The sequence below is a fragment of the Thiocapsa marina 5811 genome (assembly GCF_000223985.1).
Lineage (GTDB): Bacteria > Pseudomonadota > Gammaproteobacteria > Chromatiales > Chromatiaceae > Thiocapsa > Thiocapsa marina.
The window spans coordinates 297,867-321,780 of record NZ_AFWV01000001.1 but is presented as its reverse complement, the minus strand read 5'-3'; the positions used below and the strand labels follow the sequence as shown (position 1 = coordinate 321,780).

The window sequence follows — 23,914 nt, the reverse complement described above, 5'->3', positions numbered from 1 at the left end:
TTTGGGGCGTAGCCAAGCGGTAAGGCACCGGGTTTTGATCCCGGCATCCCCAGGTTCGAATCCTGGCGCCCCAGCCATACCCTGTCGAGCCTCGCGAGAGCGGAGCGATGGACATGAGGCCGTGCGTCGCGGACCAGTCGTCGACAGCGAGCCTTGTCCGAGAGCGCTTGCTTCGCATCCGCAGCGATGATGCTTGCGCCGGACCTCGCTTGCCCGTGCAGAGCCTCGGATAAGCCGTCGGTCTTGATTCAGGCTCCGTTTCAATCCCTCCAGCGAGACGTCAGGAAGTTGCCAGTGCCCGCCAGCCATTTGATGGTCTTTTCCGGAAATGCCAATCCAGAGCTCTCGGTCGAGATTGCCGGTTATCTGAGTGTCCCGCTCGGTAAGGCCGTCGTCGGTCAGTTCAGCGACGGCGAGGTGATGGCCGAGATCCAGGAGAACGTGCGCGGCCGCGATATCTTCGTCGTACAGCCGACGGGTGCTCCGACGAACGACAACCTGATGGAACTGCTGGTGATGATCGACGCCTTGCGCTGGGCGTCGGCCAAACGCATCACGGCAGTGATTCCTTACTTCGGGTATGCCCGGCAGGATCGCCGGCCCCGATCCGCGCGCGTCCCGATCACGGCGCGCCTGGTTGCGAAGATGATCGGTCAGTCCGGCGCCGATCGCGTTCTGACGGTCGATCTGCACGCGGACCAGATCCAGGGTTTCTTCGACATCCCCGTCGACAATGTCTATGCCTCGCCGATCTTGTTGGGTGATGTCTGGCGCAAACGCTACGACGATCTCATGGTGGTGTCGCCGGACGTCGGCGGCGTGGTTCGGGCGCGCGCCCTCGCGAAACGGCTCGACGACGCGGATCTCGCGATCATCGACAAGCGCCGTCCGCGCGCCAACGAGGCCAAGGTCATGAACATCATCGGCGATGTGCGGGATCGCTCCTGCGTCATCGTCGACGACCTGGTCGACACGGCCGGGACCCTGTGTCGTGCCGCCGCGGCGCTGAAGGAGGCCGGCGCATGTCGGGTCGTGGCCTATTGCACCCACGCGGTGCTCTCGGGGCCGGCTGTCGACAACATCTCGGTCTCCCAGCTCGACGAGCTGGTGGTCACCAATACCATCCCGTTGCGTCCGGCGGCGAAGGCGTGCCCGAAGATCAGGCAGCTGAGTATCGGCGAGCTGCTCGCCGAGACCATGCGGCGGGTCTCGAACGAAGAGTCGGTCAGCTCGCTGTTCGTGGACTAGCATCCATCCATTCCAGCGTCACGGTCCTGGTCGCGGGATCGGGCGCGTTTTTGTTGTCATCATCAACCGGAGAACGCCGATGAGCGTCAGTTTCGAGATCAACGCGCAGCCCCGCGCACTTGCAGGAACGGGTGCGAGCCGCCGCCTGCGTCGCACCGGGCAGGTGCCCGCCATCGTCTACGGTGGTCATCAAGAGCCCGAGATGGTCTCGGTCGGCCACAACGAGCTGCTCAAGCACCTCGAGCACGAGGCATTCTACTCGCACGTCCTTGACCTGAAGATCGGGGAGCGCTCGGTCAAGGTCGTTTTGAAGGACCTGCAGCGTCATCCCGCGAAGCCTTTCGTGCAGCATGTGGACTTTCTACGCATCACTCAGGACGAGAAGCTGCGCATGAGTGTGCCCCTGCATTTCATCAACGAGGAACGCTCCAAGGGCGTGAAGATGGGCGGCCAGGTGTCCCACAACATCACCGAGCTCGAGATCGTCTGTTTGCCGAAGGATCTTCCCGAGTTCATCGCGGTGGATATGGGCGATCTGGAGATCGGTCAAATCATCCACCTGTCCGATATCCCGATGCCCGAGGGTGTCAGTCTTGCGCATACGCCGGATTCGGATGAACCCGTGGCCATGATTTACGGGCCGCGCGGCGGCGGCGACGAGGCCGAAGGCGAGGGCGAAGAGGAAGGCGCCTGACATCGGCGGATGCGCTGAGCGAACGACGAGCATGCGGATTTGCCGCCCTGAACGAGGGGCCGACGACGATCATCGGATGTGCGAGGGCCGGCTTGCCGGCCTTCGATGCTCGGCGCAAACATTCCGTGTGGGCCGTCCCGCGACGCGCGATAGCAGGCCTTCGATCGGTCGTTGTCGATGAGCGAGCCCGCCGGTATCCGTTTGATCGTCGGGCTCGGTAATCCGGGCGATCAGTACGAGGCGACACGTCACAACGTCGGGTTTTGGCTCGTCGACCGAATCGCTGCGGATTTTCGCGAGACCTTCCGAGCCGAGCCGAAATTTCAAGGACAGCTTTGTCGAGTCGGCGTCGCAGGCTCCGATCTGCGCCTGCTCAAGCCGATGACCTACATGAATCACAGCGGCCGCTCGGTCGTGGCCGTCGCCCGCTATTTCGATATTCCGCCGGAACAAATCCTGGTGGCCTATGACGAGCTCGATCTCCCCGCCGGGCGTGTCAAGCTCAAGCGCGGCGGCGGGCATGCCGGCCACAACGGGATGCGCGATACCATCACGGCGCTTGGAAGTGCCGATTTTTGGCGTCTGCGGATCGGTATCTCGCATCCCGGCCATAAGGCGCAGGTCGTCGGCTATGTTCTGGGTCGCCCGTCGAAGGACGAATCCGAGGCGATCAACAGTGTGCTGGACGACGCCGAGCGCAGCTTGCCGGAACTGATCGCCGGTCACTTTCATTTGGCGATGAACCGCTTGCACTCCGCGCCTTAGCGAGACAAGTCCGGCGGCGTGCAGTCAATCGCCGTTCGCGACGCTCTCGGTGCGATTGGCATGCGCTGCAACGGATCGCGCCGCGACCGAGCCCCGCATTCGCTTCTCCCCAACCTCGGCAAACCCGGCGAAGAGGCTCTGTCGGCCTGCACGGTGTTTGCTGGCCCGTCGATTGCGCTGCGAAGGATTTTCGCGGGTTATTTCGTGACGAGTTGCCGATCCAGCATTGACAAAGCGCAATCCCCGGTCGAAGATTCAGTTGGATCTTCGTAGGTTCCATACATGTTGTGTTCACGCAACATTTCGATCGGTTTTTCCTTCTACAGCGATCCCGTCGCGCGGGGTTGGATCCCGCATCCGGTATCCGCTTGAGCAATGTCGGAACGCATCGAAAGGTCGGAAGATCAGGCTTTGTTGCCGAAGGCTTGGATCACTTTCCACCGAGCTCCAAACGCAACAAATACAATACGAAACGTGCCGCTCGGATTCGGCACGCCAAAGGGGGAGGGCAGTATGCACACAGTCTCGAAGGTCGGTTGGCCGCTGAAAGTCGCAGTCATAGCTTGCGCATCTATGCCGACATTGGCATTGGCGACGAACGGATATTTTTCACACGGATGGGGAACCAAGTCCAAGGCCATGGCGGGCGTGGCGACCGCATTGCCTCAGGATACAATGGTCACGGCGACCAATCCCGCGGGGATGGCGTTCGTGGGCAAGAGCATGGATATCGGGGTGTCGTTCTTTAGTCCCTCGCCTCGCGGATACGATGCTAACAACGACATTTCAGTCGACCCCAACTCGGGGTTTCCCTCCGGCCCTTTCATCACCCCGGGCCGATACGAGAGCGACAATGATTGGTTCCTGATCCCGAGCTTCGGCTACAACTACGAGATCAATGAAAAAAGTACGATCGGTGTTAGCGTATTCGGCAACGGAGGAATGAACTCCGACTATCAAGATCGCCCGGTTTGGGAGAATTTTGCAGCCGCTCCCAATCAACTGGCGATCGGGTCGGGCATGACGCCGCCGCCCGGCACCATAGCGAGCCCTGGCGGACTCCTCTTTACGCAGACGAACCCCCCGATGCCTGTAACGGATGCGAGCGTACCGCCTCCACCGGACGGCAACAACGCCAATCCCAATGGTTACCTGACGGCGACGACCTCTACCGGGGTCAACCTTGAACAGTTGTTTATTGAGATCCCGTACACGTACAAGATCGGCAACGGAAAACAGTCTGTCGGTGTTGCCCCTGTCTTCGCGATTCAGAGCTTCAAGGCCAACGGCTTGGAGCCTTTCCGCGCCGCGTCGGTGAATCCGGACGACGTGAGCAACAATGGTACGGACTGGTCCTACGGCGCGGGCCTGCATTTCGGCTGGTATGGGGAGGTTAACGATCAATTAGCACTTGGCATGTCTTATCGAACGAAGACTTGGATGAGCAAGTTCGATAAATACAAAGGATTGTTCGCGGACGGTGGGGAGTTCGATATTCCGGCCATGTTCAATCTCGGGGTTGCCTACAAGGTAAAGCCGAATGTGACCCTGGCCTTCGACTACCAGCACATTTTTTACGACGAGATTTCGGCGATCGCCAATTCCAGCGACAAGGATCTGTCGCCCTGCTTTACCGATTCGCCCAAGCCGGCGTTCTGTCTCGGTGGAGCTGATGGGCTCGGTTTCGGGTGGGATAGCATGGATGTCTTCAAGCTCGGATTGCGTTACGAGCCGAACGACAAACTGACCCTACTGGGCGGCGTGAGCTACAACTCCGAATTCGCTCCCGGCCGGCAGGCTCTGTTCAATATTCTGACCCCGGCGACTATCCGCTGGCACTTGACCGTTGGCGCGGCTTACCGTGTCACGGAGACGGATGAGTTCGCGTTTGCCTTCTCCTATATGCCGGAGGAGGAGGTGTCCGGCACGAGCCCCAGCATCACTCAGGGTCAGACCGGTTCGATCTACATGCAGCAGATGGATATTCAGATCAGTTGGAATCACCGATTCTGACATCGACCCCGAACAGTCGCCCGGTATACCGGGCGACCGTTCACAGGCGGCACTATCGGCAACCCGGCGGTCCGCGCGATTTGTTCCTGCGCAGGTCCGGGCGGCGCGGCGAGACGCCGCCTGGGTGTTACCGTGCAAGCACCGGCGCCCTCCCGATTGATACGTAATGCAGGCCCGCGGCGCTGATCTGCCCGGGATCGAAGATATTGCGTCCGTCGAAGATGACGCCGGCCTTCAGTTTGTCCTTGATCGTTCGGAAGTCGGGGCTTCGGAACTGCGACCACTCGGTCAGGACCGCGAGGGCGTCCGCCCCGTCGAGCGCCGACATCGCGTCGTCGGCCAAGACCATGTCGGTGCGTTCGCCATAGATGCGGTTCGTTTCGGGCATGGCGACAGGGTCGAATGCACGGACTTTCGCCCCCGCGGCCCAGAGTGATTCAATCAAGACGCGACTCGATGCCTCGCGCATGTCGTCGGTGTTGGGTTTGAACGAAAGTCCCCAGACGGCGATGGTTCGGCCCGCGAGATCTCCTTTGAAATACTCGGAGATCTTTTTGAACAAGAGGTCCTTCTGCCGGAAGTTTACGGCCTCGACGGCATGCAGCAGCTCCGGGTCGTATCCTAGGCTGCGCGCGGTACGCTCGAGCGCGCGCACATCCTTCGGGAAGCAGGAGCCGCCGTAGCCGCAGCCGGGGTAGATGAACTGATAGCCGATGCGCGGATCCGAGCCGATGCCGACGCGGACCTTTTCGATGTCTGCGCCGACCGCTTCGGCGATGTTCGACAGCTCGTTCATGAAGCTGATCTTGGTCGCCAGCATGGCGTTGGCCGCATATTTGGTCAGCTCGGCCGAGCGCACGTCCATCACCATGACGCGGTCATGGTTGCGATTGAACGGGGCATAGAGCGCACGCAGCAATTCGCCGGTGCGCGGGTTGTCCGTGCCGACGATGATGCGATCCGGGCGCATGAAGTCGTCGATCGCCGCGCCCTCCTTCAGGAACTCGGGATTGGAGACGACGTCGAATTCCACCGCAACGTCACGTGCGGACTGCGCTTCGCGAACCGCCGCGGCGACCTTGTCCGCAGTGCCGACGGGTACCGTCGATTTGTTGACCAGGATGCGGTAGCTGTCCATGTGCTCGCCGATGCTGCGTGCGACTGCGAGGACGTATTGAAGGTCGGCCGAGCCGTCTTCGTCCGGCGGTGTGCCGACCGCGATGAATTGGAAAAGTCCGTGCCGCACCCCTTCCTCCGGATCGGTGGAGAAGGTCAGCCGGCCGGCTTCGCGGTTCTGTTTGATCAGCTCGTCGAGTCCCGGCTCGTAAATGGGCACGCCTCCGCTGTTGAGCAGCGCGATTTTCGCGGGGTCGACATCGATGCAAAGGACGCGATTGCCGACCTCCGCAAGGCATACGCCAGTGACCAGTCCAACGTAACCGCTGCCAAAAATCGTAACGTCCATTCTTTTTGTCTCCGGGCGTTTTCGTTCGGATCCAAGGGGATCGGGGTTGTCGGGCGCGGGCGCGGCGAACAGCGCCGCGCTCCGCGCCCGGGTGGACTATTGTATATCTGCCCGGCCCGGGCGCATGCACCCGATTGTCATTCGGGGCCGCCGCGCGATGCGCCCTGTCGCCGGGGTCCTCTATATCGGCTTGACGCTGGTCTTTTGCCCCCATATACTGCGTCGCTCTTTACGGAGGGGTTCCCGAGCGGTCAAAGGGATCAGACTGTAAATCTGACGGCTCAGCCTTCGGAGGTTCGAATCCTCCCCCCTCCACCAGATTTAAGGCGGTTCAAGGTATCTTCGAGGCCCGGCGCCATGGCCGCATTGCGGCGGCCGTAGACGGTATCCTCCGGCGTTCCGATCCGGCAGAGAGCGAGGTCTAGGCGGTTGCGGCCTCGGGGGCCGATCTCGGCCGGGACGGTCCTTGTCGGGTGCGAAAGCCCTGCGGGTGTAGTTCAATGGTAGAACCTCAGCCTTCCAAGCTGATGGTGTGGGTTCGATTCCCATCACCCGCTCCATTGATTGAGTGTGCTTTGCGATTGCCCATGTAGCTCAGTTGGTAGAGCACACCCTTGGTAAGGGTGAGGTCACCGGTTCGACTCCGGTCATGGGCTCCACTTTACGTTTTTCGAGAATCAGTCGTCGGTCTTGGATCGTCGTATCGTCAGCGTCCGGCGCGACTTGTCGATTTGAACCATGCGGGGAGCCGTTCATGTCCAAAGCAAAATTCGAGCGCAGCAAGCCACACGTGAACGTCGGCACGATCGGTCACGTCGACCACGGCAAGACGACCTTGACGGCGGCGATCACGACCTACCAGGCGAAGCAATTCGGCGGTGAGGCGCGTGCCTACGACCAGATCGACAATGCCCCGGAAGAGCGCGAGCGCGGGATCACGATCGCCACGGCGCACGTGGAGTACGAGACGAAGAACCGTCACTACGCCCACGTGGACTGCCCCGGCCACGCCGACTACGTGAAGAACATGATCACGGGTGCGGCGCAGATGGACGGTGCGATCCTGGTGGTGAGCGCGGCGGACGGCCCGATGCCGCAGACGCGCGAGCACATCCTGCTGTCGCGTCAGGTCGGCGTGCCCTACATCGTGGTGTACCTGAACAAGGCCGACATGGTGGACGACGCCGAGCTGCTCGAGCTGGTGGAGATGGAAGTGCGCGAGCTGCTCTCGAGCTACGACTTCCCCGGCGACGACACCCCGATCGTGACCGGTTCGGCGAAGCTGGCGCTGGAAGGCGACGACTCCGAGATCGGCACCCAGTCGATCGACCGCCTGATGGAGGCGCTCGACAGCTACATCCCGCAGCCCGAGCGTGCGGTGGACGGTGCGTTCCTGATGCCGATCGAGGACGTCTTCTCGATCTCCGGTCGCGGCACCGTGGTGACCGGACGCATCGAGCGCGGCATCGTGAAGGTCGGCGAAGAGGTGGAGATCGTCGGCATCAAGGACACCGTGAAGACCACCTGCACGGGTGTGGAGATGTTCCGCAAGCTGCTCGATCAGGGGCAGGCGGGCGACAACGTCGGCGTGCTGCTGCGCGGCACCAAGCGTGAAGACGTGGAGCGCGGCCAGGTGTTGGCCAAGCCCAAGTCGATCAACCCGCACACCCATTTCGAAGCCGAGGTGTACGTGCTGAGCAAGGAAGAGGGCGGACGTCACACCCCGTTCTTCAACGGCTACCGTCCGCAGTTCTACTTCCGCACCACCGACGTGACCGGCGCCTGCGAGCTGCCCGAGGGTATCGAGATGGTGATGCCCGGAGACAACGTGAAGATGACGATCAAGCTGATTGCGCCGATCGCCATGGAAGAAGGGTTGCGCTTTGCAGTGCGCGAAGGCGGCCGCACCGTCGGTGCCGGCGTCGTCGCGAAGATCATCGAGTAAAGGCATGAATAACCAGAGAATCCGTATTCGCTTGAAGGCGTTTGACCATCGCTTGATCGATCAATCGGCCCGCGAAATCGTCGATACCGCCAAGCGCACGGGCGCGCAGGTGCGGGGTCCGGTGCCGCTTCCGTCGAAGAAGGAGCGCTTCACCATTCTGGTTTCGCCGCACGTCAACAAGGACGCGCGCGACCAGTACGAGCTGCGCACGCACAAGCGCCTGATGGATATCGTCGACCCGACCGACAAGACGGTCGACGCACTGATGAAATTGGATCTGGCCGCGGGCGTCGACGTCCAGATTAAGTTGAGCTGAGGACGAACCCATGGCGATCGGATTGATTGGGCGTAAGGCCGGCATGACCCGGCTGTTCAGCGAAGGCGGAGACAGTATCCCTGTCACCGTCATCGAGGTGCAGCCGAACCGGGTCAGCCAGGTCAAGTCTGCCGAGACTGACGGCTACAGTGCGATTCAGGTCGCCTTCGGGAATCGGAGGGCTTCGCGCGTCACCAAGCCGATGGCCGGCCACTATTCCAAGGCGGGCGTCGAAGCCGGCGAGTGCCTGCGCGAGTTTCGCCTCGAGAACGGCGAAGGCGCCGATCTCGCCGTCGGATCGGAGATTACGGTCGACATCTTTGCCCCCGGGCAGAAGGTCGACGTGCGCGGCGTGACCAAGGGTCGCGGCTTCGCGGGTGCGATCAAGCGGCATCACTTCGCCGGCCAGGATGCGACGCACGGCAACTCGCTCTCGCATCGCGCCCCGGGTTCGATCGGGCAGAACCAATCGCCGGGTCGCGTCTTCAAGGGCAAGAAAATGGCGGGCCACCTCGGCGCGGCCAATCGCTGCACGCAGAACCTCGAGGTCGTGCGTGTCGACGCCGATCGTCAGCTTCTGCTGGTGCGCGGCGGCGTTCCCGGTCCGACCGGCGGTCGTCTGGTCGTGTTGCCGTCCGTGAAGCACAAGAACAAGGGTTAAGCACTCATGGAGCTCACGATACGAAACGATGCCGGCGGGTCCAGTCTGCAGGTTGCGGACACCGTCTTCGGCGTCGATTACAAACCCGGTCTGATTCATCAGGTCGTGAACGCCTATATGGCCGGCGCGCGCGCCGGGACTCGGGCCCAGAAGACCCGTGCCGAGGTCTCCGGCGGCGGCGCCAAGCCGTGGCGTCAGAAAGGCACCGGTCGGGCACGGGCAGGCAGCTCGCGCAGCCCGATCTGGCGCTCGGGCGGCGTGACCTTCGCCGCGAAGCCGCAGGACTACAGCCAGAAGGTCAACCGCAAGATGTATCGCGGCGCCGTGCGCTCGATCCTTTCGGAGCTGGTCCGCCAGGAACGCTTGGTCGTCGTCGACGATCTGCGTTTGGAGGCCCCGAAGACCAAGGATTTGCTGGCGCTGCTGAAGCGCCATGAGCTTACGGACGTGCTCATCCTGACCGACGGGCTCGACGACAACCTTTACTTGGCATCGCGCAACATCCCGAAGGTCGACGTGATCGCCGTTCAGGACGTCGACCCGGTCAGTATGGTTGCGTTCGACACCGTGCTCGCCACCGAGGCGGCAGTGAAGCACCTGGAGGAGCGGTTGGCATGAACAACGAGCGTCTCATGAACGTCCTGTTGGCGCCGCTCGTCTCCGAGAAGACGACCCGGGCCGCCGACCTGGCCGGTCAATACGGTTTCCGTGTTGCGACCGATGCCACCAAGCGAGAGATCGCGCGCGCCGTCGAGCTCCTGTTCGACGTCAAGGTGGACGCGGTCCAAGTCCTTAACGTCAAAGGAAAAAACAAGCGGCACGGCCAGCGCCTCGGCAAGCGCAACGACTGGCGCAAGGCGTATGTGCGTCTCGAAGCCGGCCAGGATATCGACTTCGGCGGCGGCGCCTGAGCGGGCCGGCCCACAGCAGCGGATAGACCAAGATGGCAATCGTAAAGACCAAACCGACTTCGGCCGGGCGGCGTTTCGTCGTCAAGGTGCAGTCCCCCGAGCTGCATAAGGGTGCGCCCTACGCGCCGCTCCTCGAGAAGAAGGCCAAGCATGGCGGACGCAACAACCTCGGGCGCATCACCGTGCGCCACCAGGGAGGCGGACACAAGCAGCACTATCGCCTTGTCGACTTCAAGCGCAATAAGGAAGGCGTTCCGGCGGTTGTCGAGCGGCTCGAGTACGATCCGAACCGGACCGCACATTTGGCCCTTTTGAAGTATGCCGATGGCGAGCGCGCCTACATCATCGCGCCGAAGGGTCTTGTGGTCGGCGGGCGTGTGGAGGCCGGCGAAGGCGCACCGATCAGCGCCGGCAACTGCATGCCGCTGCGCAATATCCCGGTGGGCACGCAGGTGCATTGCATCGAGATGCGTCCCGGGAAGGGTGCTCAGATCGCACGTGCTGCGGGGAGCTCGGCCCAGTTGGTGGCGCGCGACGGCAAGAGCGCGACGCTGCGCCTGCGCTCCGGGGAGATGCGCAAGATCCACGTCGACTGTCGCGCGGTGATCGGCGAGGTCGGCAACAGCGAAAACTCTCTGCGCAAGCTCGGTAAAGCCGGTGCGTCGCGCTGGCGGGGTGTACGGCCGACCGTCCGCGGGGTGGTCATGAACCCGGTTGATCATCCGCACGGCGGCGGCGAGGGCCGGACCTCCGGCGGGCGCCACCCGGTGACACCTTGGGGCGTACCGACCAAGGGTCACAAGACGCGTAAGAACAAGCGGACCGACGCGATGATCGTCCGACGTCGCGGACGCAAGTAAACAAGGCGAGGTTGAGCAAGTGCCACGTTCGATTCGAAAAGGACCCTTTGTCGACCACCATCTGATCAAGAAGGTCGAGGAGGCGGTCGCGCAAAACAGCAAACGCCCCATCAAGACTTGGTCGCGCCGTTCCATGGTGCTGCCCGAGATGGTTGGGTTGACCATTGCGGTCCACAACGGGCGTCTGCACGTGCCGGTGCTCGTCAACGAAAACATGATCGGCCACAAGCTCGGCGAGTTTGCATTGACCCGGACCTACCGGGGACATGCCGCCGACCGTAAGGCGAAGAAGCGCTAGCCGGAGATGGGGATGCGAGCCGAAGCAACATTGAAATATGCACGGGTCTCGGCCCAAAAGGCCCGGCTGATCGCGGACATGATCCGCGGGCGCGACGTCGAAGAGGCCCTGAACACCTTGACCTTCAGCACCCAAAAAAGTGCGCAGATCATCAAGAAGGTTCTGGAGTCGGCGGTTGCCAATGCCGAGCACAACGAAGGTGCCGACATCGACGAGCTGAAGGTCGCGTCGATCCAGGTGGACGAGGGGCCGACCATGAAGCGGATTCGCCCCCGTGCCAAGGGTCGTGCGAATCGAATCATGAAACGCACCAGCCACATCCGGCTGACCGTCGCGGAAGGCTAAGGGGACCAGTATGGGACAGAAAGTTCATCCGACCGGCATCCGCCTTGGCATCGTCAAGGACTGGACCTCGAAGTGGTACGCAACGTCGAAGGACTATGCGAATTTCCTCAATACCGACATCGAGGTGCGCTCCTTCCTTCGCAAGGAATTGGCCAAGGCATCGGTGAGTCGGATTCAGATCGACCGCCCCGCGAAGAATGCGCATATCACCATCCACACGGCGCGTCCGGGCGTGGTGATCGGCAAGAAGGGCGAAGATATCGATAAGCTGCGCGCCCGTGTCTCGAAGATGATGGGGATCCCGGTCCACATCAGCATCGAGGAGATCCGCAAGCCCGAGCTGGATGCGCAGCTGGTTGCCGAAGGCATCGCCCAACAGCTCGAGCGCCGCATCATGTTTCGCCGCGCCATGAAGCGTGCGATTCAAAACACCATGCGACTCGGGGCGGAGGGCGTGCGCGTCAACGTCGCCGGCCGCTTGAACGGGGCCGAGATTGCGCGCACGGAATGGGCGCGCGAGGGCCGAGTCCCGCTGCATACGCTGCGTGCCGACATCGACTATGGCTTCGCCGAGGCCCGTACCACCTACGGCGTGATCGGCGTGAAGGTTTGGATCTTCAAAGGCGAGGTGTTCGGTGATCAGATCCCCGAGGAACCGGCGCCGAAGGCGTCTGCAAGAAGGGGATAGGTCATGCTGCAACCGAAACGTACGAAATTCCGCAAACAGCACAAAGGCCGCAATCGCGGTCTCGCGCAAAGCGGCAACAAGGTGAGCTTCGGCGACTTTGGCTTGAAGGCGGTCGGTCGGGGTCGGCTGACGGCGCGCCAGATCGAAGCCGCGCGGCGGGCGATCACGAGAAAGGTCAAACGCGGCGGAAAACTCTGGATCCGTGTGTTCCCGGACAAGCCGGTCTCGAAGAAACCGCTCGAAGTGCGCATGGGTAAAGGTAAAGGCAACGTCGAGTACTGGGTGGCTCTCATTCAGCCGGGTCGGGTCCTCTACGAGATCGAGGGCGTGACCGAAGAGCTGGCTCGGGAGGCGTTCGAGCTGGCCGCGGCCAAGCTCCCCGTGCAGACTACCTTTGAGAGACGGATGATCTTGTGATGAAGGCGAACGAGCTAAGAACACGCAGCCCCGAAGAGCTCGAGAAAGAGCTGATGAACCTGTTGCGCGAGCAGTTCAACCTGCGGATGCAGAGGGGCACCGGACAGTTGTCGAAGCCCTCGCAAATGAAGGCCGTGCGTCGGGAGATCGCCCGCGTAAAGACGATTATGGGCGAGCAAAAGGCGAGGGCCATGTCATGACCGAAGAGACGATCAGCAATCCGATCAACAATCGGACACTCGACGGGCGCGTCACCAGCAGTGCGATGGACAAGACCGTCACGGTGCTCATCGAGCGCAAGGTCAAGCATCCCTTGTACGGCAAGTTCATGCGCCGTTCGACCAAGATTCATGCCCACGACGAGGAGAACGCGTGCTCTGCGGGTGATTTGGTTCGTGTGGAGCAGTGTCGTCCGTTGTCCAAGACCAAGACATGGCGCTTGATCGAGATCATCGAAAAGGCCCGTTGAGATCCCTCTTCGTCGTCTCGCTTCAGACATCGCAGCGATAGACGCCGAGAAAGCAGGTCATCCGGGCAGCACAACAGGTTCAGGTAAACAACAATGATTCAGATGCAGACCGATCTCAGTGTCGCCGACAACAGCGGCGCGCGGCGGGTGCAGTGCATCAAGGTGCTCGGCGGATCGCATCGGCGTTACGCAGGCATCGGAGATGTGATCAAGGTCACCGTCAAAGACGCTATTCCGCGCGGCAAGGTCAAAAAAGGCGACGTCTACAACGCGGTCGTGGTGCGTACCCGCAAGGGCGTGCGTCGTCCGGACGGCTCGACCGTGCGTTTCGACGGCAACGCAGCCGTTCTCTTGAACAATCAGCTCCAACCGATCGGGACTCGCATCTTCGGGCCCGTGACGCGCGAGCTCCGCGGCGAGCGGTTCATGAAGATCATCTCGCTCGCGCCTGAAGTTCTGTAGAGGGGACGGGAGAGATGCAGAAGATCAAGAAAGGTGACGACGTCATGGTCATCACCGGTAAAGACAAGGGCAAACGAGGCACGGTGCTGAAGGTGCTCGACAAGGATCATGTGATCGTCGAGAACATCAACATCGCCCGGAAGCACCAGAAGGCGAATCCGCAGGCCGGCGAGCCGGGCGGCATCGTCGATAAGGTGATGCCGATCCAGGTGTCGAACGTTGCGCTTTACAACCCGCAGAAAGGCGGTCCGGATCGAGTCGGTTTCAAGATTCTCGAAGACGGCCGAAAGGTTCGCGTATTCAAGTCGGACGGCGAAGTCGTCGACGTCTGACCGAAGGAAACGAGATGACCAGACTACAGAAAGAGTATCAGGAGCGCGTCGTCGAACAGCTGCGCGAACGCTTCGGCTTCAAGAGCGTGATGCAGGTTCCGCGGATCGAGAAAATCACCCTCAACATGGGTGTGGGCGAGGCGATCGCGGACAAGAAGGTCATGGACAATGCCTTGGCCGATCTGCGGCTCATCGCCGGCCAGCAGCCGATCGTGACCTTCGCGCGCAAGTCCGTTGCCGGCTTCAAGATCCGCGAGGGCTGGCCGATCGGTTGTAAGGTGACGCTGCGTCGGGAACGGATGTACGAGTTTCTGGATCGTCTGGTCAGCGTCGCCATCCCGCGTATCCGGGACTTCCGTGGACTGAGCGCAAAGGCGTTCGACGGTCGCGGCAACTATTCGATGGGCGTGCGCGAGCAGATCATCTTCCCGGAGATCGATTACGACAAGATCGATACGCTGCGGGGTCTGGATATCACCATCACGACGACGGCGCGGACGGACGAGGAAGGGCGTGCGCTGCTCGAGGCGTTCAACTTTCCATTCCGCACCTGAGGCCGAAACGATGGCGAAGAAAAGCATGATCGCGCGAGATCGCAAGCGCACCTTGGTCGCTGCTCGGTTTGCGACGAAACGGGCCGCGTTGAAGGCGGTGATCGATGACCGCAGCGCAAGCGGCGAGCAGATCGAAGAGGCGCTCGCCAAGCTACAGCAGCTCCCGCGCGACGCCAGTCCGACACGTCAGCAGCGTCGCTGCCGCATCAGCGGGCGGCCGCATGCCGTCTATCGCAAATTCGGGCTCTCGCGCAACAAGATCCGAGAGGCCGTGATGCGCGGCGATGCGCCGGGTGTCGTCAAGGCCAGTTGGTAGAATACCGTTCGATCCCTACCGATACGGTCAACCAGGCCGTACCGGTTATTTGAAACCTGATGGGTATCGCACCGACGAGGTGGTCTGACCCCCGGAGAAGCTCATGAGTATGTCGGATCCGATTGCGGATATGCTGACGCGTATCCGCAACGGCCAGCAGCGCGGCAAGATCACGATCGCGATGCCTTCGTCCAAGCAGAAGGTCGCGATTGCGAACCTCCTGAAAGCCGAAGGGTATATCGCCGACGCGACCGTCGAGGCGAATGGCAACAAACCCGAGTTGGTGGTCAAGCTCAAGTATTTCCGGGGCAAACCCGTGATCGAGCAACTCACCCGTGTCTCGCGTCCCGGCCTGCGGATCTACCGCGGCAAGGACGACCTGCCCAAGGTATGGGCCGGGCTCGGGATCGCGATCGTCTCCACGTCCAAAGGCCTGATGACCGACCGTGCCGCCCGCGAGGCGGGGCACGGTGGCGAGATCATCGCCTACGTCGCTTAAGAGGATCCGATCATGTCACGAGTCGCAAAGGCGCCGATTGTCGTACCGAAAGGTGTGACGGTCGAAGTATCGGGCCAGGACGTCACGGTCAAGGGCTCAAAGGGCACCATGGCGTGGACCGTCCACCCTGCGGTGACCATTACTCAGGTCGATGGGGAGCTGCGGTTCGCTCCTGCGGGCGGGCATGAGAATGCCTGGGCCATGGCGGGGACGACACGCGCCCTCCTGAACAACATGGTGGTGGGCTGCAGCACGGGTTTCGTGCGCAAGCTCTCGCTGGTGGGCGTCGGTTATCGCGCGCAGGCGAAGGGCGATGTGCTCAATCTGAGCCTTGGCTTCTCCCATCCGATCGACTATCCGATCCCTGCGGGAATCACGATCGAGACCCCGACTCAGACCGAGGTCGTCGTCATGGGTGCCGACAAACAACGTGTCGGTCAGGTTGCCTCGGAGATCCGAGGATTCCGGCCGCCGGAGCCCTACAAGGGCAAAGGCGTGCGCTACGCGGACGAAGACGTTCTGCGTAAGGAAGCCAAGAAGAAATAGGGGTCTCAGAAACAATGGACAAGAAACAAGCTCGCCTGCGTCGTGCGACGCGGGCACGGGCGAAGATTCGCGAGCTGGGTGTGTTTCGCTTGTGCGTACACCGTACCCCGCGCCACATCTACGCCCAAATCATCGCGCCGGAAGGCAACCGTGTCGTGGCCAGCGCCTCGACGGTGGAGCCGACGTTGCGCGAGGCCATTCCGGGTCACAAGGGCAACGTCGGTGCGGCTGCGACTGTCGGCAAGGCGATCGCCGAGCGTGCACTCACCGCCGGCGTCGAGACCGTAGCCTTCGATCGCTCCGGGTTTCGCTATCACGGCCGTCTCAAGGCGCTGGCGGATGCCGCGCGTGAGAACGGTCTGAAATTCTAGGGGTACGAGCATGGCGAACTTCAATCCGAAGAACGAGGGTGACGATCTCCTCGAGAAGCTGATCGCAGTCAACCGGGTCGCCAAGGTCGTCAAGGGCGGACGTCAATTCGGTTTTGCCGCGTTGACGGTTGTCGGAGACGGTAAAGGGCGTGTCGGGTTCGGTCGCGGCAAGGCCCGCGAGGTGCCGGTCGCGATTCAGAAGGCGATGGAAAACGCGCGCAAGAACATGATCGAGGTGAAGCTCAACGGCAACACCCTGCAGTATCCGCTGAACGGGCGGCACGGCGCGGCGAAGGTCTTCATGAAGCCGGCATCCGAAGGCACGGGGATCATCGCCGGCGGCGCCATGCGCGCGGTCTTCGAGGTCCTCGGCGTTCAGAACGTGTTGGCTAAGTGCATCGGAACCAACAACCCGATCAACGTGGTGCGCGCAACCGTTCAGGGACTGCGGACCATGAACGATCCCGAGACCATTGCCGCAAAGCGCGGCAAGACGGTCGCCGAGATCCTGGGGTAGACGATGGCCGACAAAAAGATGATGAAGGTCAAGTTGGTGCGGAGCGTGCACGGCCGTCTCGCCAACCACAAGGCATGCGTGCGTGGACTCGGGCTGCGTCGCATGAATCATGTGGTCGAGGTCGAGGACACTCCCTGCACACGCGGCATGGTCAACACCGTGTCGTACATGGTTTCGATCGTGGAGGAGTCTCGCGATGCGGCTCAATGATCTCAAGCCCGATCCGGGTAGCCGTCCCACCGCGAAGCGGGTCGGTCGCGGTATCGGCAGCGGCCTCGGCAAGACCTGCGGACGTGGTCACAAGGGACAGAAATCCCGTAAAGGCGGTTTCCACAAGGTCGGCTTCGAAGGCGGCCAGATGCCGTTGCAGCGTCGCCTTCCGAAGGTCGGTTTCCGCTCGCGTACAGCGGCGACCCGTGCCGAGGTTCGCCTGAGCGAGCTGTCGCGCGTCGAGGGCGACACGGTCGATCTGCTCTCGCTGGTTCAGGCGCGTGTCCTGAGTCAGTCGATTAAGAGTGCGAAGATTATTGCTTCGGGTGAGGTCGGACGGGCCTTCGCGGTTCGTGGCGTGGGCGTGACCAAGGGTGCCCGTGCCGCGATCGAAGCAGCCGGCGGCAAGATCGAAGACTAGCTTAAAGGCACGAATCGGATGGCTAAGAATGTCGGATCGATGGGGCAGTCGCTCGGCGGGATGGGGCGACTGACCGAGCTGCGGGCGCGATTGCTGTTCGTAGTCGGTGCCCTCCTGGTCTATCGCATCGGGACCTTCATCCCCGTTCCGGGTGTGAACCCGGAGGCGTTGGCCATCCTGTTCGACCAAAATCAAGGCTCGATCCTGGACATGTTCAACATGTTCTCGGGCGGGGCTTTGGAGCGTGCGAGTCTCTTTGCACTGGGGATCATGCCTTACATCTCGGCGTCGATCATCATGCAGTTGATGACCTCCGTGGTTCCGAAGCTCGAGCAGTTGAAGAAGGAAGGTGAATCCGGGCGTCGGAAGATTACCCAGTACACGCGCTACGGCACCGTCGTCTTGGCGACCTTTCAAGCGGTCGGGATTTCGATGGCGCTGCAGGGACAGACCGCCGGCGGTTCGGCGTTGGTCAGTCACGCGGGGATGGGCTTCGTTTTCACGGCGACGGTGTCTCTGGTCACCGGGACCATGTTCCTCATGTGGCTCGGCGAGCAGATCACCGAGCGCGGCATCGGCAACGGGATCTCGTTGATCATCTTTGCCGGAATCGTTGCCGGGCTGCCCGCCGCGTTGGGCGGGACGCTCGAGCTGGCGCGGACAGGCGAGATGAATTCGCTGGCGGTCCTGGCCTTGTTTGCCATGGCGCTCGCGGTGACGGCCTTCGTGGTCTTCGTCGAGAGAGGCCAGCGGCGGATCACGGTGAACTATGCGCGGCGCCAGCAAGGGCGAAAGATGATGCAGGCGCAGAGCACGCATCTGCCTCTGAAGCTGAATATGGCCGGCGTGATTCCTCCGATCTTCGCGTCGAGCATCATTCTGTTCCCCGGAACCCTGGGTCAGTGGTTCGGGAGCAGCGAGGATATGCGCTGGTTGGCGGATATCACATCGAAGCTGTCGCCCGGGGAGCCGATCTACGTGCTGCTTTATGCAGCCGCGATCATCTTCTTTTGCTTTTTCTATACCGCCTTGGTCTTCAACGCCAAGGATACGGCCGACAATCTGAAGCGCTCCGGGGCTTTCATTCCGGGGATCAGACCCGGCGAGCAGACGGCACGGTACATCGACACGGTGATGACGCGGTTGACGGCCGCCGGTGCGATCTACATCACCGCGGTGTGCCTGCTGCCCGAGTTTCTCATCGTCGGCTATAACGTGCCTTTCTACTTCGGCGGCACCTCCTTGCTGATCGTCGTGGTGGTGGTAATGGATTTCATGGCCCAGGTTCAAGCCCACTTGATGTCACATCAGTATGAAGGCTTGATGCGGAAGGCAAACCTAAAGTCGCCGGGCGCCGGCATGCTGCGCTGAGTGGCGCTCGAGTCTGAAGGAGAGAACAAATGAAAGTAAGAGCATCCGTTAAGAAGTTGTGCCGGAACTGCAAGATTATCCGTCGCAACGGTACTGTCCGGGTCATCTGCAAGGACCCGCGCCACAAGCAACGCCAGGGTTAGGATCTCCGGCTTGATTGAAGGCTACAGTTTGATATACTACGCGGTTTACCCGCTTGGCAATTTGGATTTCAGGGGTTTCTAAGCTATGGCCCGTATCGCCGGCGTCAACATCCCGGACAAGAAGCACGCAGTAATCGCGTTGACTTCGATTTATGGCATCGGCCGCGTGCGTGCCGCTGTGATCTGCGACGCCGCCGGTGTTCCGCGCGATGCCAAGGTTCAGAACCTCACGGAAGAAGAGGTCGACAAACTGCGCAACGAGGTCGGCAAGTTCTCCGTCGAAGGTGACTTGCGCCGCGAAGTGTCGATGAACATCAAGCGCTTGATGGATCTCGGCTGCAACCGCGGTATCCGCCACCGTCGAGGCTTGCCGTTGCGCGGCCAGCGGACCCGCACGAACGCACGTACCCGCAAGGGTCCGCGTCGTCCCATCAAACGATAAGGGCGCTTGGGCGCAGCGAAAGGGCTGGATAACCTCGAATGGCTAAACCGACTCGTACGATCAAGAAAAAGATCAAGAAGCAGGTTGCGGATGGGATTGCTCACGTCCACGCCTCCTTCAACAACACCATCATCACCATTACGGACCGCCAAGGCAACGTCTTGTCTTGGGCGACCGCAGGCGGCTCCGGGTTCCGGGGATCGCGCAAAAGCACGCCCTTCGCCGCACAGGTCGCGGCCGACAAGGCCGGCCAAGCGGTCAAGGATTACGGGCTGCGCAATCTCGACGTCAACGTGAAGGGGCCCGGTCCGGGTCGTGAATCGGCGGTGCGTGCACTCAACAACGCCGGATTCAAGATCACGAGCATTACCGACGTGACACCGATCCCGCACAACGGCTGCCGCCCGCCCAAGAAGCGGCGCGTCTGATACAGGAACAGGTAGAGACATGGCACGTTATACAGGCCCAACCTGCAAACTCGCTCGGCGCGAGGGGACCGATCTCGCCCTGAAGAGCCGCGCGCGTTCGCTGGACACGAAGTGCAACCTCGAAAAACAGCCCGGTCAGACGACGGACCGTCGGCGTCGGCTCTCCGACTACGGCGTCCAGCTTCGCGAGAAGCAGAAAGTTCGCCGGATCTACGGGCTGATGGAGCGTCAGTTCCGCAATTATTACAAGAAGGCTGCCCAAGCGAAGGGTGCGACCGGCGAGAATCTGCTGCAGCTCCTCGAGCGGCGGCTCGACAATGTCGTGTACCGGATGGGTTTCGGTGCTACGCGCTCCGAGGCACGTCAGTTGGTCAGCCACAAGGCGATCTTGGTCAACGGCCGAGTCGTCAACATCGCTTCCTACCAAGTTGGCGCCGATGACCACGTCGAGGTCCGAGAGGCCGCGAAGAAGCAGGTGCGCGTGCAAAACGCGTTGGCACTTGCCGAGCAATACGGCTTCCCGGACTGGGTCGATGTCGATACCAAAGGCTTAAAGGGCGTCTTCAAGCGCATTCCGGATCGTTCGGATCTGCCGGCCGACATCAACGAATCGCTGATCGTCGAGTTGTACTCCAAGTAAGGAGCTTCGTGAGGGGCACTGAATGACTGACGCTATTGGCGAATTTCTTAAGCCGCGAATCGTACGTGTCGAGGCGGTGGACGGCAGCACGACGCATGCCAGGGTCTCCCTGGAGCCGCTCGAGCGTGGCTTCGGGCACACCCTCGGCAACGCGCTGCGCCGTATTCTCTTGTCTTCGATGGATGGCTGGGCGGTGACGGAGGTCGAAATCCAGGGCGTCTTGCACGAGTACACCACGATCCCCGGCGTACAGGAAGACGTTCTAGAGATCCTGCTCAACCTCAAGCAGCTTGCCATCTCTCTCAAGGGTAAGGACGAGGCGACCTTTACGGTCAGTAAGTCCGGCCCGGGTGTTGTGACGGCTGCGGACATCGCGATCGATCACACGGCGGAGATTGCCAACCCCCATCTGGTCATCGCGAATATGACCGAGGGCGAGTTGAGCATGTCGATGACGATTCGTCGCGGCCGAGGCTACGAGCCTGCGACGCAACGCGAGGTCGAAGAGGGGGAGGATCGACCGATCGGCAAGCTGCCGCTCGACGCATCCTACAGCCCCGTTCGGCGCGTTGCGATCGAGGTCCAGTCCGCCCGTGTCGAGCAACGTACCGATTTGGATCGGCTGGTGATCGACCTGGAGACCAACGGCACAATCGATCCGCGCGAGGCCATCCAACGCGCTGCGACGATTTTGCGGGATCAGTTGTCGAGCTTCGTAGCCCTGGAAGGCTCCGGCCCGTCCGATACGCAGGTGCTGGAGGCCCGCGACGAGTCGCCGTACGATCCGATTCTCCTTCGCCCGGTCGACGATCTCGAGCTGACCGTTCGCTCGGCGAACTGTTTGAAGGCAGAGAACATCTACTTGATCGGCGATTTGATTCAACGTACCGAGGTGGAGCTTCTCAAGACGCCCAACCTCGGTAAGAAGTCGCTGACCGAGATCAAGGACGTGCTTGCAACGCGTGGGCTTTCGCTCGGGATGCGTCTCGAGAACTGGCCGCCGGACAATATCGCCGAGCTCGGCATTCGCTAACGCTATTCGACTCAAGAACTATTCGGGATTAGGACCATGCGTCATCGCAATGCCGGAAGGCACCTCAATCGCACCGGCTCGCATCGCGAGGCCATGTTTCGCAACATGGCTGCCTCGTTGTTCCGTCATGAGCTGATCAAGACCACGCTGCCGAAGGCCAAGGAGCTGCGCCGCGTCGCCGAGCCGCTGATCACGCTGGCAAAGAGCGATTCCGTACATACCCGGCGCCTCGCGTTCGCGCGGCTGCGCGACAAGGAAGCGGTCGGCAAGCTGTTCGTCGAGCTTGGTCCGCGCTATCAGGCGCGGCCCGGCGGCTATCTGCGTATCCTCAAGTGTGGCTTTCGAGCCGGTGATGCGGCGCCGATGGCGTACGTCGAGCTGGTCGATCGCCCGGCGAATGCGGTGGCAGTGGAAGACGACGAGGATTGATTTGCCTCTTGATGTCTTTGTGAAACAGAACCGGGCCTGCGCCCGGTTTTTTTGTTGAATCATGACGAGGCCGATCCAACCCATCGTGCTCGTCACGGATTTCGGCGAAGGCATCTATGTCGGGCAGATGCGGGCTCGGCTCGGCAGTCTCCTGCCCGGGGCTCCGGTCGTGGATCTCGTTCATGACCTTCCTGCGTTCCGGGTCGATCTGGCTGCCTATCTCTTGCCGGCGTTGATTCGCGACATGCCCGGCGGCGCAATCTATGTTTGTGTTGTGGATCCGGGCGTCGGCGGTCCGCGCGGCGGGCTTCTGGCAAGGGCTCGGGACTGCTGGTTTATTGCGCCCGACAACGGACTCTTGGCCCCGCTTGTGCGCTGCACGGAGGGTGCGTCCGTACAGCGCATCGGGTGGTACCCAGCCGCGCTGTCGGCGAGTTTTCACGGACGTGATTGGTTCGCCCCCGCCGCGGCCAGGCTGTCTGCCGGAAAAGACCTTCAGGCGACGCCGCTCGACCCTTCCGAGATGGTTGGGTCCGACTGGCCGAGCGAACGGGCCGCAGTGGTCTATGTCGATCGTTTCGGCAATCTGATGACGGGACTGCATGCGGCGAATCATTGCTCTACGCAATTACTACGTGTCGGCAACCGTGCACTACCTCATGCGAGAACCTTCTGCGAGGTGATGCCGGGCGAGGCGTTCTGGTACGAGAACGCCTTCGGCCTCGTGGAAATCGCGGTGAATCAAGGCCGCGCGGATCGACTGCTCGCCCTGTCGCCCGGTGACGCCGTCGGACCGTTCACGCGTCCGAACTGAGCGGAGCGCCCGGCATCGCGTCCTACGCGCGGCGGACTCCAAGCGTCGCTCGACGGCCGTGTTCTGCTTGAATTGTGCAGAAGTAGACGCGTCGTCGCCGACAGCTCTGGTTTTTGTGGCGTCGAGGCACTAGATTCCGCTTGCCGGGGGTAGAGAGCGAAGTGTACGGGAGAGGCCGCACGGCAGCGTCCAGCCGCTCGGGACTTCTCGTCCGAGGTTCTGCAGCCCACCGCTTCGTGCTTCATTTCGGGGCTTCGCGGACCATGGAGATGGCGCTCTTCCGACGAGCTACCACTCGGTCGAGAGCGTTTGGACCCCCGAAGCACGCCCCGCGCGAGGACCATCTTTCGATCCATCTGCATCGGAGAACGATATGGCGAACTTCGGCGATCTACTCGGCGGCTTCATTCAGAGCACCATGACCCAGTCCGGCTCGGGACGGATGGGGACTGCGCTTCAAGACCTGCAGGCGAATCTCGGTCGGACGATCGGTGCGCAGGGTGGCGGGGGCGGGGGCGATATGCTCGGTAAGCTTCTCGAGATGGCCAAGGGAACGATCGGGAATGCCTCCCAAAATCCGATGCAGGCCGGCGGTCTCGGGGCCGTGCTGGGCTCGGTCTTGGGCGGCGGCGGCGATTCCGTGAAAGGCGCGATGACCGGCGGTGCGCTGGCGATGCTGGCCGGGATCGCCTACAAGGCGTTCACCGAATCGGGTCAGGCGGCCCAGTCCTCCGGAGCATCTGCCGCGAGCGAGTCCGCGGAGTTGCCGCTGGGCCTCAGGGCGCCCCGGACCGCAGCGGAGGAGCAGGCGATGGAGAATACTGCACAGTTGGTCATCAAGGGCATGATCAATATCGCCAAATCGGATGGCCAGGTGAGCGTCGAGGAGATTCAGCGTATCGTCGGGAAGGTCGAGGCCGCCGGCATGGGTGCAGGCGCACAAGAGTGGTTGATGACGGAGTTGCGTGAGCCGCTGAATCTAGACGCCTTCGTGGCCGAGATTCCGAGCCCCGAGGTCGCTGCCGAGGTCTATGCGGCCTCACTGCTTGCGGTCGAGCTCGACACCCCGCAAGAGCAGGACTATCTGCGCCGGTTCGCCGAGAAGACCGGGCTGCATCCGTTGGTTGTAAAACACATCCACCAATCGATGGGCGTTGCCGCCTGAGGTCGGCGAATCGGATCTCGCCGCGGGCATACAGGCAACGGCACGAAACCTCGGATCAGTTCTCGTGCCGTTGCGGGTCTCCGAGGCCGGAGACGTTTGATGCCCGCGTCCGAGACCGACTCACTC

General features: G+C 61.9%; 36 protein-coding genes and 4 tRNA genes. 39 read left to right on the top strand and 1 reads right to left on the bottom strand.

The window, feature by feature from the left end; genetic code table 11:
* The first annotated feature begins 2 nt into the window (after positions 1–2).
* The 5 genes from THIMADRAFT_RS01450 (at position 3) to THIMADRAFT_RS01430 (ending at position 4,720) form a co-directional block, all read left to right on the top strand.
* Positions 3–77 (top strand) — tRNA-Gln (locus THIMADRAFT_RS01450).
* A gap of 217 nt (positions 78–294) precedes the next feature.
* On the top strand, positions 295–1,248 hold the full coding sequence (locus THIMADRAFT_RS01445) for a ribose-phosphate diphosphokinase (RefSeq protein ID WP_007191165.1): 954 nt from the start codon (positions 295–297) through the stop codon (positions 1,246–1,248).
* 79 nt (positions 1,249–1,327) lie between these two features.
* Positions 1,328–1,942 (top strand): 50S ribosomal protein L25/general stress protein Ctc, encoded by a 615-nt coding sequence (locus THIMADRAFT_RS01440; protein ID WP_007191164.1) that lies wholly within the window; start codon positions 1,328–1,330, stop codon positions 1,940–1,942.
* 177 nt (positions 1,943–2,119) lie between these two features.
* Complete coding sequence (gene pth, locus THIMADRAFT_RS01435; protein ID WP_007191163.1) at positions 2,120–2,707, top strand: aminoacyl-tRNA hydrolase; 588 nt, start codon at positions 2,120–2,122, stop codon at positions 2,705–2,707.
* A 513-nt stretch (positions 2,708–3,220) separates the two neighbouring features.
* Positions 3,221–4,720: an OmpP1/FadL family transporter gene (locus THIMADRAFT_RS01430; RefSeq protein WP_007191162.1), complete on the top strand. Its 1,500-nt coding sequence runs from the start codon at positions 3,221–3,223 to the stop codon at positions 4,718–4,720.
* Between the two features lie 127 nt (positions 4,721–4,847).
* Here THIMADRAFT_RS01430 and THIMADRAFT_RS01425 read toward each other — a convergent pair whose 3' ends face one another.
* The gene (locus THIMADRAFT_RS01425; protein ID WP_007191161.1) at positions 4,848–6,185 is read right to left on the bottom strand and encodes a UDP-glucose dehydrogenase family protein; all 1,338 of its coding nucleotides are present in this window, start codon (positions 6,183–6,185) and stop codon (positions 4,848–4,850) included.
* A 233-nt stretch (positions 6,186–6,418) separates the two neighbouring features.
* Between THIMADRAFT_RS01425 and THIMADRAFT_RS01420 the strand changes: the two genes are divergently transcribed.
* The 34 genes from THIMADRAFT_RS01420 (at position 6,419) to THIMADRAFT_RS01260 (ending at position 23,788) form a co-directional block, all read left to right on the top strand.
* A tRNA-Tyr gene (locus tag THIMADRAFT_RS01420) sits at positions 6,419–6,503 on the top strand.
* Between the two features lie 168 nt (positions 6,504–6,671).
* Positions 6,672–6,745: transfer RNA gene (locus THIMADRAFT_RS01415), tRNA-Gly, on the top strand.
* A gap of 23 nt (positions 6,746–6,768) precedes the next feature.
* A tRNA-Thr gene (locus THIMADRAFT_RS01410) sits at positions 6,769–6,844 on the top strand.
* 95 nt (positions 6,845–6,939) lie between these two features.
* Positions 6,940–8,130, top strand: coding sequence for an elongation factor Tu (gene tuf, locus THIMADRAFT_RS01405; RefSeq protein ID WP_007191160.1), 1,191 nt, complete (start codon positions 6,940–6,942; stop codon positions 8,128–8,130).
* Between the two features lie 4 nt (positions 8,131–8,134).
* Entirely contained in the window at positions 8,135–8,446 is a 312-nt protein-coding gene (gene rpsJ / locus THIMADRAFT_RS01400; RefSeq protein WP_007191159.1) for a 30S ribosomal protein S10, read from the top strand.
* Positions 8,447–8,456: 10 nt separating this feature from the next.
* Positions 8,457–9,107 (top strand): 50S ribosomal protein L3, encoded by a 651-nt coding sequence (rplC, locus tag THIMADRAFT_RS01395; RefSeq protein ID WP_007191158.1) that lies wholly within the window; start codon positions 8,457–8,459, stop codon positions 9,105–9,107.
* Positions 9,108–9,113: 6 nt separating this feature from the next.
* Positions 9,114–9,725 (top strand): 50S ribosomal protein L4, encoded by a 612-nt coding sequence (gene rplD, locus THIMADRAFT_RS01390; RefSeq protein ID WP_007191157.1) that lies wholly within the window; start codon positions 9,114–9,116, stop codon positions 9,723–9,725.
* Positions 9,722–10,018 (top strand): 50S ribosomal protein L23, encoded by a 297-nt coding sequence (gene rplW / locus THIMADRAFT_RS01385; protein WP_007191156.1) that lies wholly within the window; start codon positions 9,722–9,724, stop codon positions 10,016–10,018. The genes rplD and rplW overlap by 4 nt, the downstream gene beginning before the upstream one ends.
* 32 nt (positions 10,019–10,050) lie before the next feature.
* Complete coding sequence (gene rplB, locus THIMADRAFT_RS01380) at positions 10,051–10,878, top strand: 50S ribosomal protein L2 (RefSeq protein ID WP_007191155.1); 828 nt, start codon at positions 10,051–10,053, stop codon at positions 10,876–10,878.
* A gap of 19 nt (positions 10,879–10,897) precedes the next feature.
* The gene (gene rpsS, locus THIMADRAFT_RS01375; protein ID WP_007191154.1) at positions 10,898–11,176 is read left to right on the top strand and encodes a 30S ribosomal protein S19; all 279 of its coding nucleotides are present in this window, start codon (positions 10,898–10,900) and stop codon (positions 11,174–11,176) included.
* Positions 11,177–11,188: 12 nt separating this feature from the next.
* Positions 11,189–11,521 (top strand): 50S ribosomal protein L22, encoded by a 333-nt coding sequence (rplV, locus tag THIMADRAFT_RS01370; RefSeq protein WP_007191153.1) that lies wholly within the window; start codon positions 11,189–11,191, stop codon positions 11,519–11,521.
* A 10-nt stretch (positions 11,522–11,531) separates the two neighbouring features.
* A complete protein-coding gene (gene rpsC / locus THIMADRAFT_RS01365; protein WP_007191152.1) occupies positions 11,532–12,209 on the top strand; it encodes a 30S ribosomal protein S3 in 678 nt (225 codons plus the stop codon).
* A 3-nt stretch (positions 12,210–12,212) separates the two neighbouring features.
* Positions 12,213–12,626 carry a 50S ribosomal protein L16 gene (gene rplP / locus THIMADRAFT_RS01360; protein ID WP_007191151.1) on the top strand — a complete coding sequence of 138 codons (414 nt, stop codon included), beginning with the start codon at positions 12,213–12,215 and terminating at the stop codon, positions 12,624–12,626.
* Complete coding sequence (gene rpmC, locus THIMADRAFT_RS01355; protein ID WP_007191150.1) at positions 12,626–12,826, top strand: 50S ribosomal protein L29; 201 nt, start codon at positions 12,626–12,628, stop codon at positions 12,824–12,826. Before rplP ends, rpmC begins: the two co-directional genes overlap by 1 nt.
* Complete coding sequence (rpsQ, locus tag THIMADRAFT_RS01350) at positions 12,823–13,095, top strand: 30S ribosomal protein S17 (protein ID WP_007191149.1); 273 nt, start codon at positions 12,823–12,825, stop codon at positions 13,093–13,095. Before rpmC ends, rpsQ begins: the two co-directional genes overlap by 4 nt.
* Positions 13,096–13,188: 93 nt before the next feature.
* On the top strand, positions 13,189–13,557 hold the full coding sequence (rplN, locus tag THIMADRAFT_RS01345) for a 50S ribosomal protein L14 (RefSeq protein WP_007191148.1): 369 nt from the start codon (positions 13,189–13,191) through the stop codon (positions 13,555–13,557).
* Between the two features lie 14 nt (positions 13,558–13,571).
* On the top strand, positions 13,572–13,889 hold the full coding sequence (gene rplX / locus THIMADRAFT_RS01340) for a 50S ribosomal protein L24 (protein WP_007191147.1): 318 nt from the start codon (positions 13,572–13,574) through the stop codon (positions 13,887–13,889).
* Positions 13,890–13,903: 14 nt separating this feature from the next.
* Positions 13,904–14,443: a 50S ribosomal protein L5 gene (gene rplE / locus THIMADRAFT_RS01335; protein ID WP_007191146.1), complete on the top strand. Its 540-nt coding sequence runs from the start codon at positions 13,904–13,906 to the stop codon at positions 14,441–14,443.
* A 10-nt stretch (positions 14,444–14,453) separates the two neighbouring features.
* Positions 14,454–14,759: a 30S ribosomal protein S14 gene (gene rpsN / locus THIMADRAFT_RS01330; RefSeq protein WP_007191145.1), complete on the top strand. Its 306-nt coding sequence runs from the start codon at positions 14,454–14,456 to the stop codon at positions 14,757–14,759.
* Between the two features lie 103 nt (positions 14,760–14,862).
* Positions 14,863–15,258, top strand: a complete 396-nt coding sequence (gene rpsH / locus THIMADRAFT_RS01325) for a 30S ribosomal protein S8 (RefSeq protein ID WP_007191144.1) — start codon at positions 14,863–14,865, stop codon at positions 15,256–15,258.
* Positions 15,259–15,270: 12 nt separating this feature from the next.
* Positions 15,271–15,804: a 50S ribosomal protein L6 gene (gene rplF / locus THIMADRAFT_RS01320; protein ID WP_007191143.1), complete on the top strand. Its 534-nt coding sequence runs from the start codon at positions 15,271–15,273 to the stop codon at positions 15,802–15,804.
* 14 nt (positions 15,805–15,818) lie between these two features.
* Entirely contained in the window at positions 15,819–16,175 is a 357-nt protein-coding gene (gene rplR / locus THIMADRAFT_RS01315) for a 50S ribosomal protein L18 (RefSeq protein WP_007191142.1), read from the top strand.
* Positions 16,176–16,185: 10 nt separating this feature from the next.
* Positions 16,186–16,692 (top strand): 30S ribosomal protein S5, encoded by a 507-nt coding sequence (rpsE, locus tag THIMADRAFT_RS01310; protein ID WP_007191141.1) that lies wholly within the window; start codon positions 16,186–16,188, stop codon positions 16,690–16,692.
* 3 nt (positions 16,693–16,695) lie between these two features.
* Entirely contained in the window at positions 16,696–16,902 is a 207-nt protein-coding gene (gene rpmD, locus THIMADRAFT_RS01305) for a 50S ribosomal protein L30 (RefSeq protein ID WP_007191140.1), read from the top strand.
* Positions 16,889–17,323 (top strand): 50S ribosomal protein L15, encoded by a 435-nt coding sequence (gene rplO / locus THIMADRAFT_RS01300; protein ID WP_007191139.1) that lies wholly within the window; start codon positions 16,889–16,891, stop codon positions 17,321–17,323. The genes rpmD and rplO overlap by 14 nt, the downstream gene beginning before the upstream one ends.
* 18 nt (positions 17,324–17,341) lie before the next feature.
* Positions 17,342–18,694, top strand: a complete 1,353-nt coding sequence (secY, locus tag THIMADRAFT_RS01295) for a preprotein translocase subunit SecY (protein WP_007191138.1) — start codon at positions 17,342–17,344, stop codon at positions 18,692–18,694.
* Between the two features lie 29 nt (positions 18,695–18,723).
* A complete protein-coding gene (gene rpmJ, locus THIMADRAFT_RS25230; protein ID WP_083829165.1) occupies positions 18,724–18,837 on the top strand; it encodes a 50S ribosomal protein L36 in 114 nt (37 codons plus the stop codon).
* A gap of 85 nt (positions 18,838–18,922) precedes the next feature.
* Entirely contained in the window at positions 18,923–19,279 is a 357-nt protein-coding gene (rpsM, locus tag THIMADRAFT_RS01290) for a 30S ribosomal protein S13 (protein WP_007191137.1), read from the top strand.
* A 38-nt stretch (positions 19,280–19,317) separates the two neighbouring features.
* Positions 19,318–19,707, top strand: a complete 390-nt coding sequence (rpsK, locus tag THIMADRAFT_RS01285; protein WP_007191136.1) for a 30S ribosomal protein S11 — start codon at positions 19,318–19,320, stop codon at positions 19,705–19,707.
* Between the two features lie 19 nt (positions 19,708–19,726).
* Entirely contained in the window at positions 19,727–20,347 is a 621-nt protein-coding gene (rpsD, locus tag THIMADRAFT_RS01280; protein ID WP_007191135.1) for a 30S ribosomal protein S4, read from the top strand.
* Between the two features lie 22 nt (positions 20,348–20,369).
* Positions 20,370–21,380, top strand: coding sequence for a DNA-directed RNA polymerase subunit alpha (locus THIMADRAFT_RS01275; RefSeq protein WP_007191134.1), 1,011 nt, complete (start codon positions 20,370–20,372; stop codon positions 21,378–21,380).
* A gap of 36 nt (positions 21,381–21,416) precedes the next feature.
* Positions 21,417–21,809 carry a 50S ribosomal protein L17 gene (gene rplQ / locus THIMADRAFT_RS01270; protein ID WP_007191133.1) on the top strand — a complete coding sequence of 131 codons (393 nt, stop codon included), beginning with the start codon at positions 21,417–21,419 and terminating at the stop codon, positions 21,807–21,809.
* A 61-nt stretch (positions 21,810–21,870) separates the two neighbouring features.
* Positions 21,871–22,623 carry an SAM hydrolase/SAM-dependent halogenase family protein gene (locus THIMADRAFT_RS01265; protein WP_007191132.1) on the top strand — a complete coding sequence of 251 codons (753 nt, stop codon included), beginning with the start codon at positions 21,871–21,873 and terminating at the stop codon, positions 22,621–22,623.
* 373 nt (positions 22,624–22,996) lie between these two features.
* The gene (locus THIMADRAFT_RS01260; RefSeq protein ID WP_007191131.1) at positions 22,997–23,788 is read left to right on the top strand and encodes a tellurite resistance TerB family protein; all 792 of its coding nucleotides are present in this window, start codon (positions 22,997–22,999) and stop codon (positions 23,786–23,788) included.
* Positions 23,789–23,914 lie beyond the last annotated feature (126 nt).

Coding starts and splice junctions, on each gene's coding strand:
- rplV (WP_007191153.1), top strand. CDS start 11,189: ATGCGAGCCGAAGCAACATTGAAATATGCACGGGTCTCGGCCCAAAAG.
- THIMADRAFT_RS01440 (WP_007191164.1), top strand. CDS start 1,328: ATGAGCGTCAGTTTCGAGATCAACGCGCAGCCCCGCGCACTTGCAGGA.
- rplQ (WP_007191133.1), top strand. CDS start 21,417: ATGCGTCATCGCAATGCCGGAAGGCACCTCAATCGCACCGGCTCGCAT.
- THIMADRAFT_RS01260 (WP_007191131.1), top strand. CDS start 22,997: ATGGCGAACTTCGGCGATCTACTCGGCGGCTTCATTCAGAGCACCATG.
- rplR (WP_007191142.1), top strand. CDS start 15,819: ATGGACAAGAAACAAGCTCGCCTGCGTCGTGCGACGCGGGCACGGGCG.
- rplW (WP_007191156.1), top strand. CDS start 9,722: ATGAACAACGAGCGTCTCATGAACGTCCTGTTGGCGCCGCTCGTCTCC.
- THIMADRAFT_RS01275 (WP_007191134.1), top strand. CDS start 20,370: ATGACTGACGCTATTGGCGAATTTCTTAAGCCGCGAATCGTACGTGTC.
- rpsE (WP_007191141.1), top strand. CDS start 16,186: ATGGCGAACTTCAATCCGAAGAACGAGGGTGACGATCTCCTCGAGAAG.
- rpsN (WP_007191145.1), top strand. CDS start 14,454: ATGGCGAAGAAAAGCATGATCGCGCGAGATCGCAAGCGCACCTTGGTC.
- tuf (WP_007191160.1), top strand. CDS start 6,940: ATGTCCAAAGCAAAATTCGAGCGCAGCAAGCCACACGTGAACGTCGGC.
- rpmC (WP_007191150.1), top strand. CDS start 12,626: ATGAAGGCGAACGAGCTAAGAACACGCAGCCCCGAAGAGCTCGAGAAA.
- rplF (WP_007191143.1), top strand. CDS start 15,271: ATGTCACGAGTCGCAAAGGCGCCGATTGTCGTACCGAAAGGTGTGACG.
- THIMADRAFT_RS01425 (WP_007191161.1), bottom strand. CDS start 6,185: ATGGACGTTACGATTTTTGGCAGCGGTTACGTTGGACTGGTCACTGGC.
- rplB (WP_007191155.1), top strand. CDS start 10,051: ATGGCAATCGTAAAGACCAAACCGACTTCGGCCGGGCGGCGTTTCGTC.
- rpsC (WP_007191152.1), top strand. CDS start 11,532: ATGGGACAGAAAGTTCATCCGACCGGCATCCGCCTTGGCATCGTCAAG.
- THIMADRAFT_RS01265 (WP_007191132.1), top strand. CDS start 21,871: ATGACGAGGCCGATCCAACCCATCGTGCTCGTCACGGATTTCGGCGAA.
- rplD (WP_007191157.1), top strand. CDS start 9,114: ATGGAGCTCACGATACGAAACGATGCCGGCGGGTCCAGTCTGCAGGTT.
- rpmD (WP_007191140.1), top strand. CDS start 16,696: ATGGCCGACAAAAAGATGATGAAGGTCAAGTTGGTGCGGAGCGTGCAC.
- rpsJ (WP_007191159.1), top strand. CDS start 8,135: ATGAATAACCAGAGAATCCGTATTCGCTTGAAGGCGTTTGACCATCGC.
- secY (WP_007191138.1), top strand. CDS start 17,342: ATGGCTAAGAATGTCGGATCGATGGGGCAGTCGCTCGGCGGGATGGGG.
- rplE (WP_007191146.1), top strand. CDS start 13,904: ATGACCAGACTACAGAAAGAGTATCAGGAGCGCGTCGTCGAACAGCTG.
- rpsH (WP_007191144.1), top strand. CDS start 14,863: ATGAGTATGTCGGATCCGATTGCGGATATGCTGACGCGTATCCGCAAC.
- rpsM (WP_007191137.1), top strand. CDS start 18,923: ATGGCCCGTATCGCCGGCGTCAACATCCCGGACAAGAAGCACGCAGTA.
- pth (WP_007191163.1), top strand. CDS start 2,120: ATGAGCGAGCCCGCCGGTATCCGTTTGATCGTCGGGCTCGGTAATCCG.
- rplN (WP_007191148.1), top strand. CDS start 13,189: ATGATTCAGATGCAGACCGATCTCAGTGTCGCCGACAACAGCGGCGCG.
- rpsD (WP_007191135.1), top strand. CDS start 19,727: ATGGCACGTTATACAGGCCCAACCTGCAAACTCGCTCGGCGCGAGGGG.
- rpsQ (WP_007191149.1), top strand. CDS start 12,823: ATGACCGAAGAGACGATCAGCAATCCGATCAACAATCGGACACTCGAC.
- rpsK (WP_007191136.1), top strand. CDS start 19,318: ATGGCTAAACCGACTCGTACGATCAAGAAAAAGATCAAGAAGCAGGTT.
- rplC (WP_007191158.1), top strand. CDS start 8,457: ATGGCGATCGGATTGATTGGGCGTAAGGCCGGCATGACCCGGCTGTTC.
- rplP (WP_007191151.1), top strand. CDS start 12,213: ATGCTGCAACCGAAACGTACGAAATTCCGCAAACAGCACAAAGGCCGC.
- rplO (WP_007191139.1), top strand. CDS start 16,889: ATGCGGCTCAATGATCTCAAGCCCGATCCGGGTAGCCGTCCCACCGCG.
- rplX (WP_007191147.1), top strand. CDS start 13,572: ATGCAGAAGATCAAGAAAGGTGACGACGTCATGGTCATCACCGGTAAA.
- THIMADRAFT_RS01430 (WP_007191162.1), top strand. CDS start 3,221: ATGCACACAGTCTCGAAGGTCGGTTGGCCGCTGAAAGTCGCAGTCATA.
- rpmJ (WP_083829165.1), top strand. CDS start 18,724: ATGAAAGTAAGAGCATCCGTTAAGAAGTTGTGCCGGAACTGCAAGATT.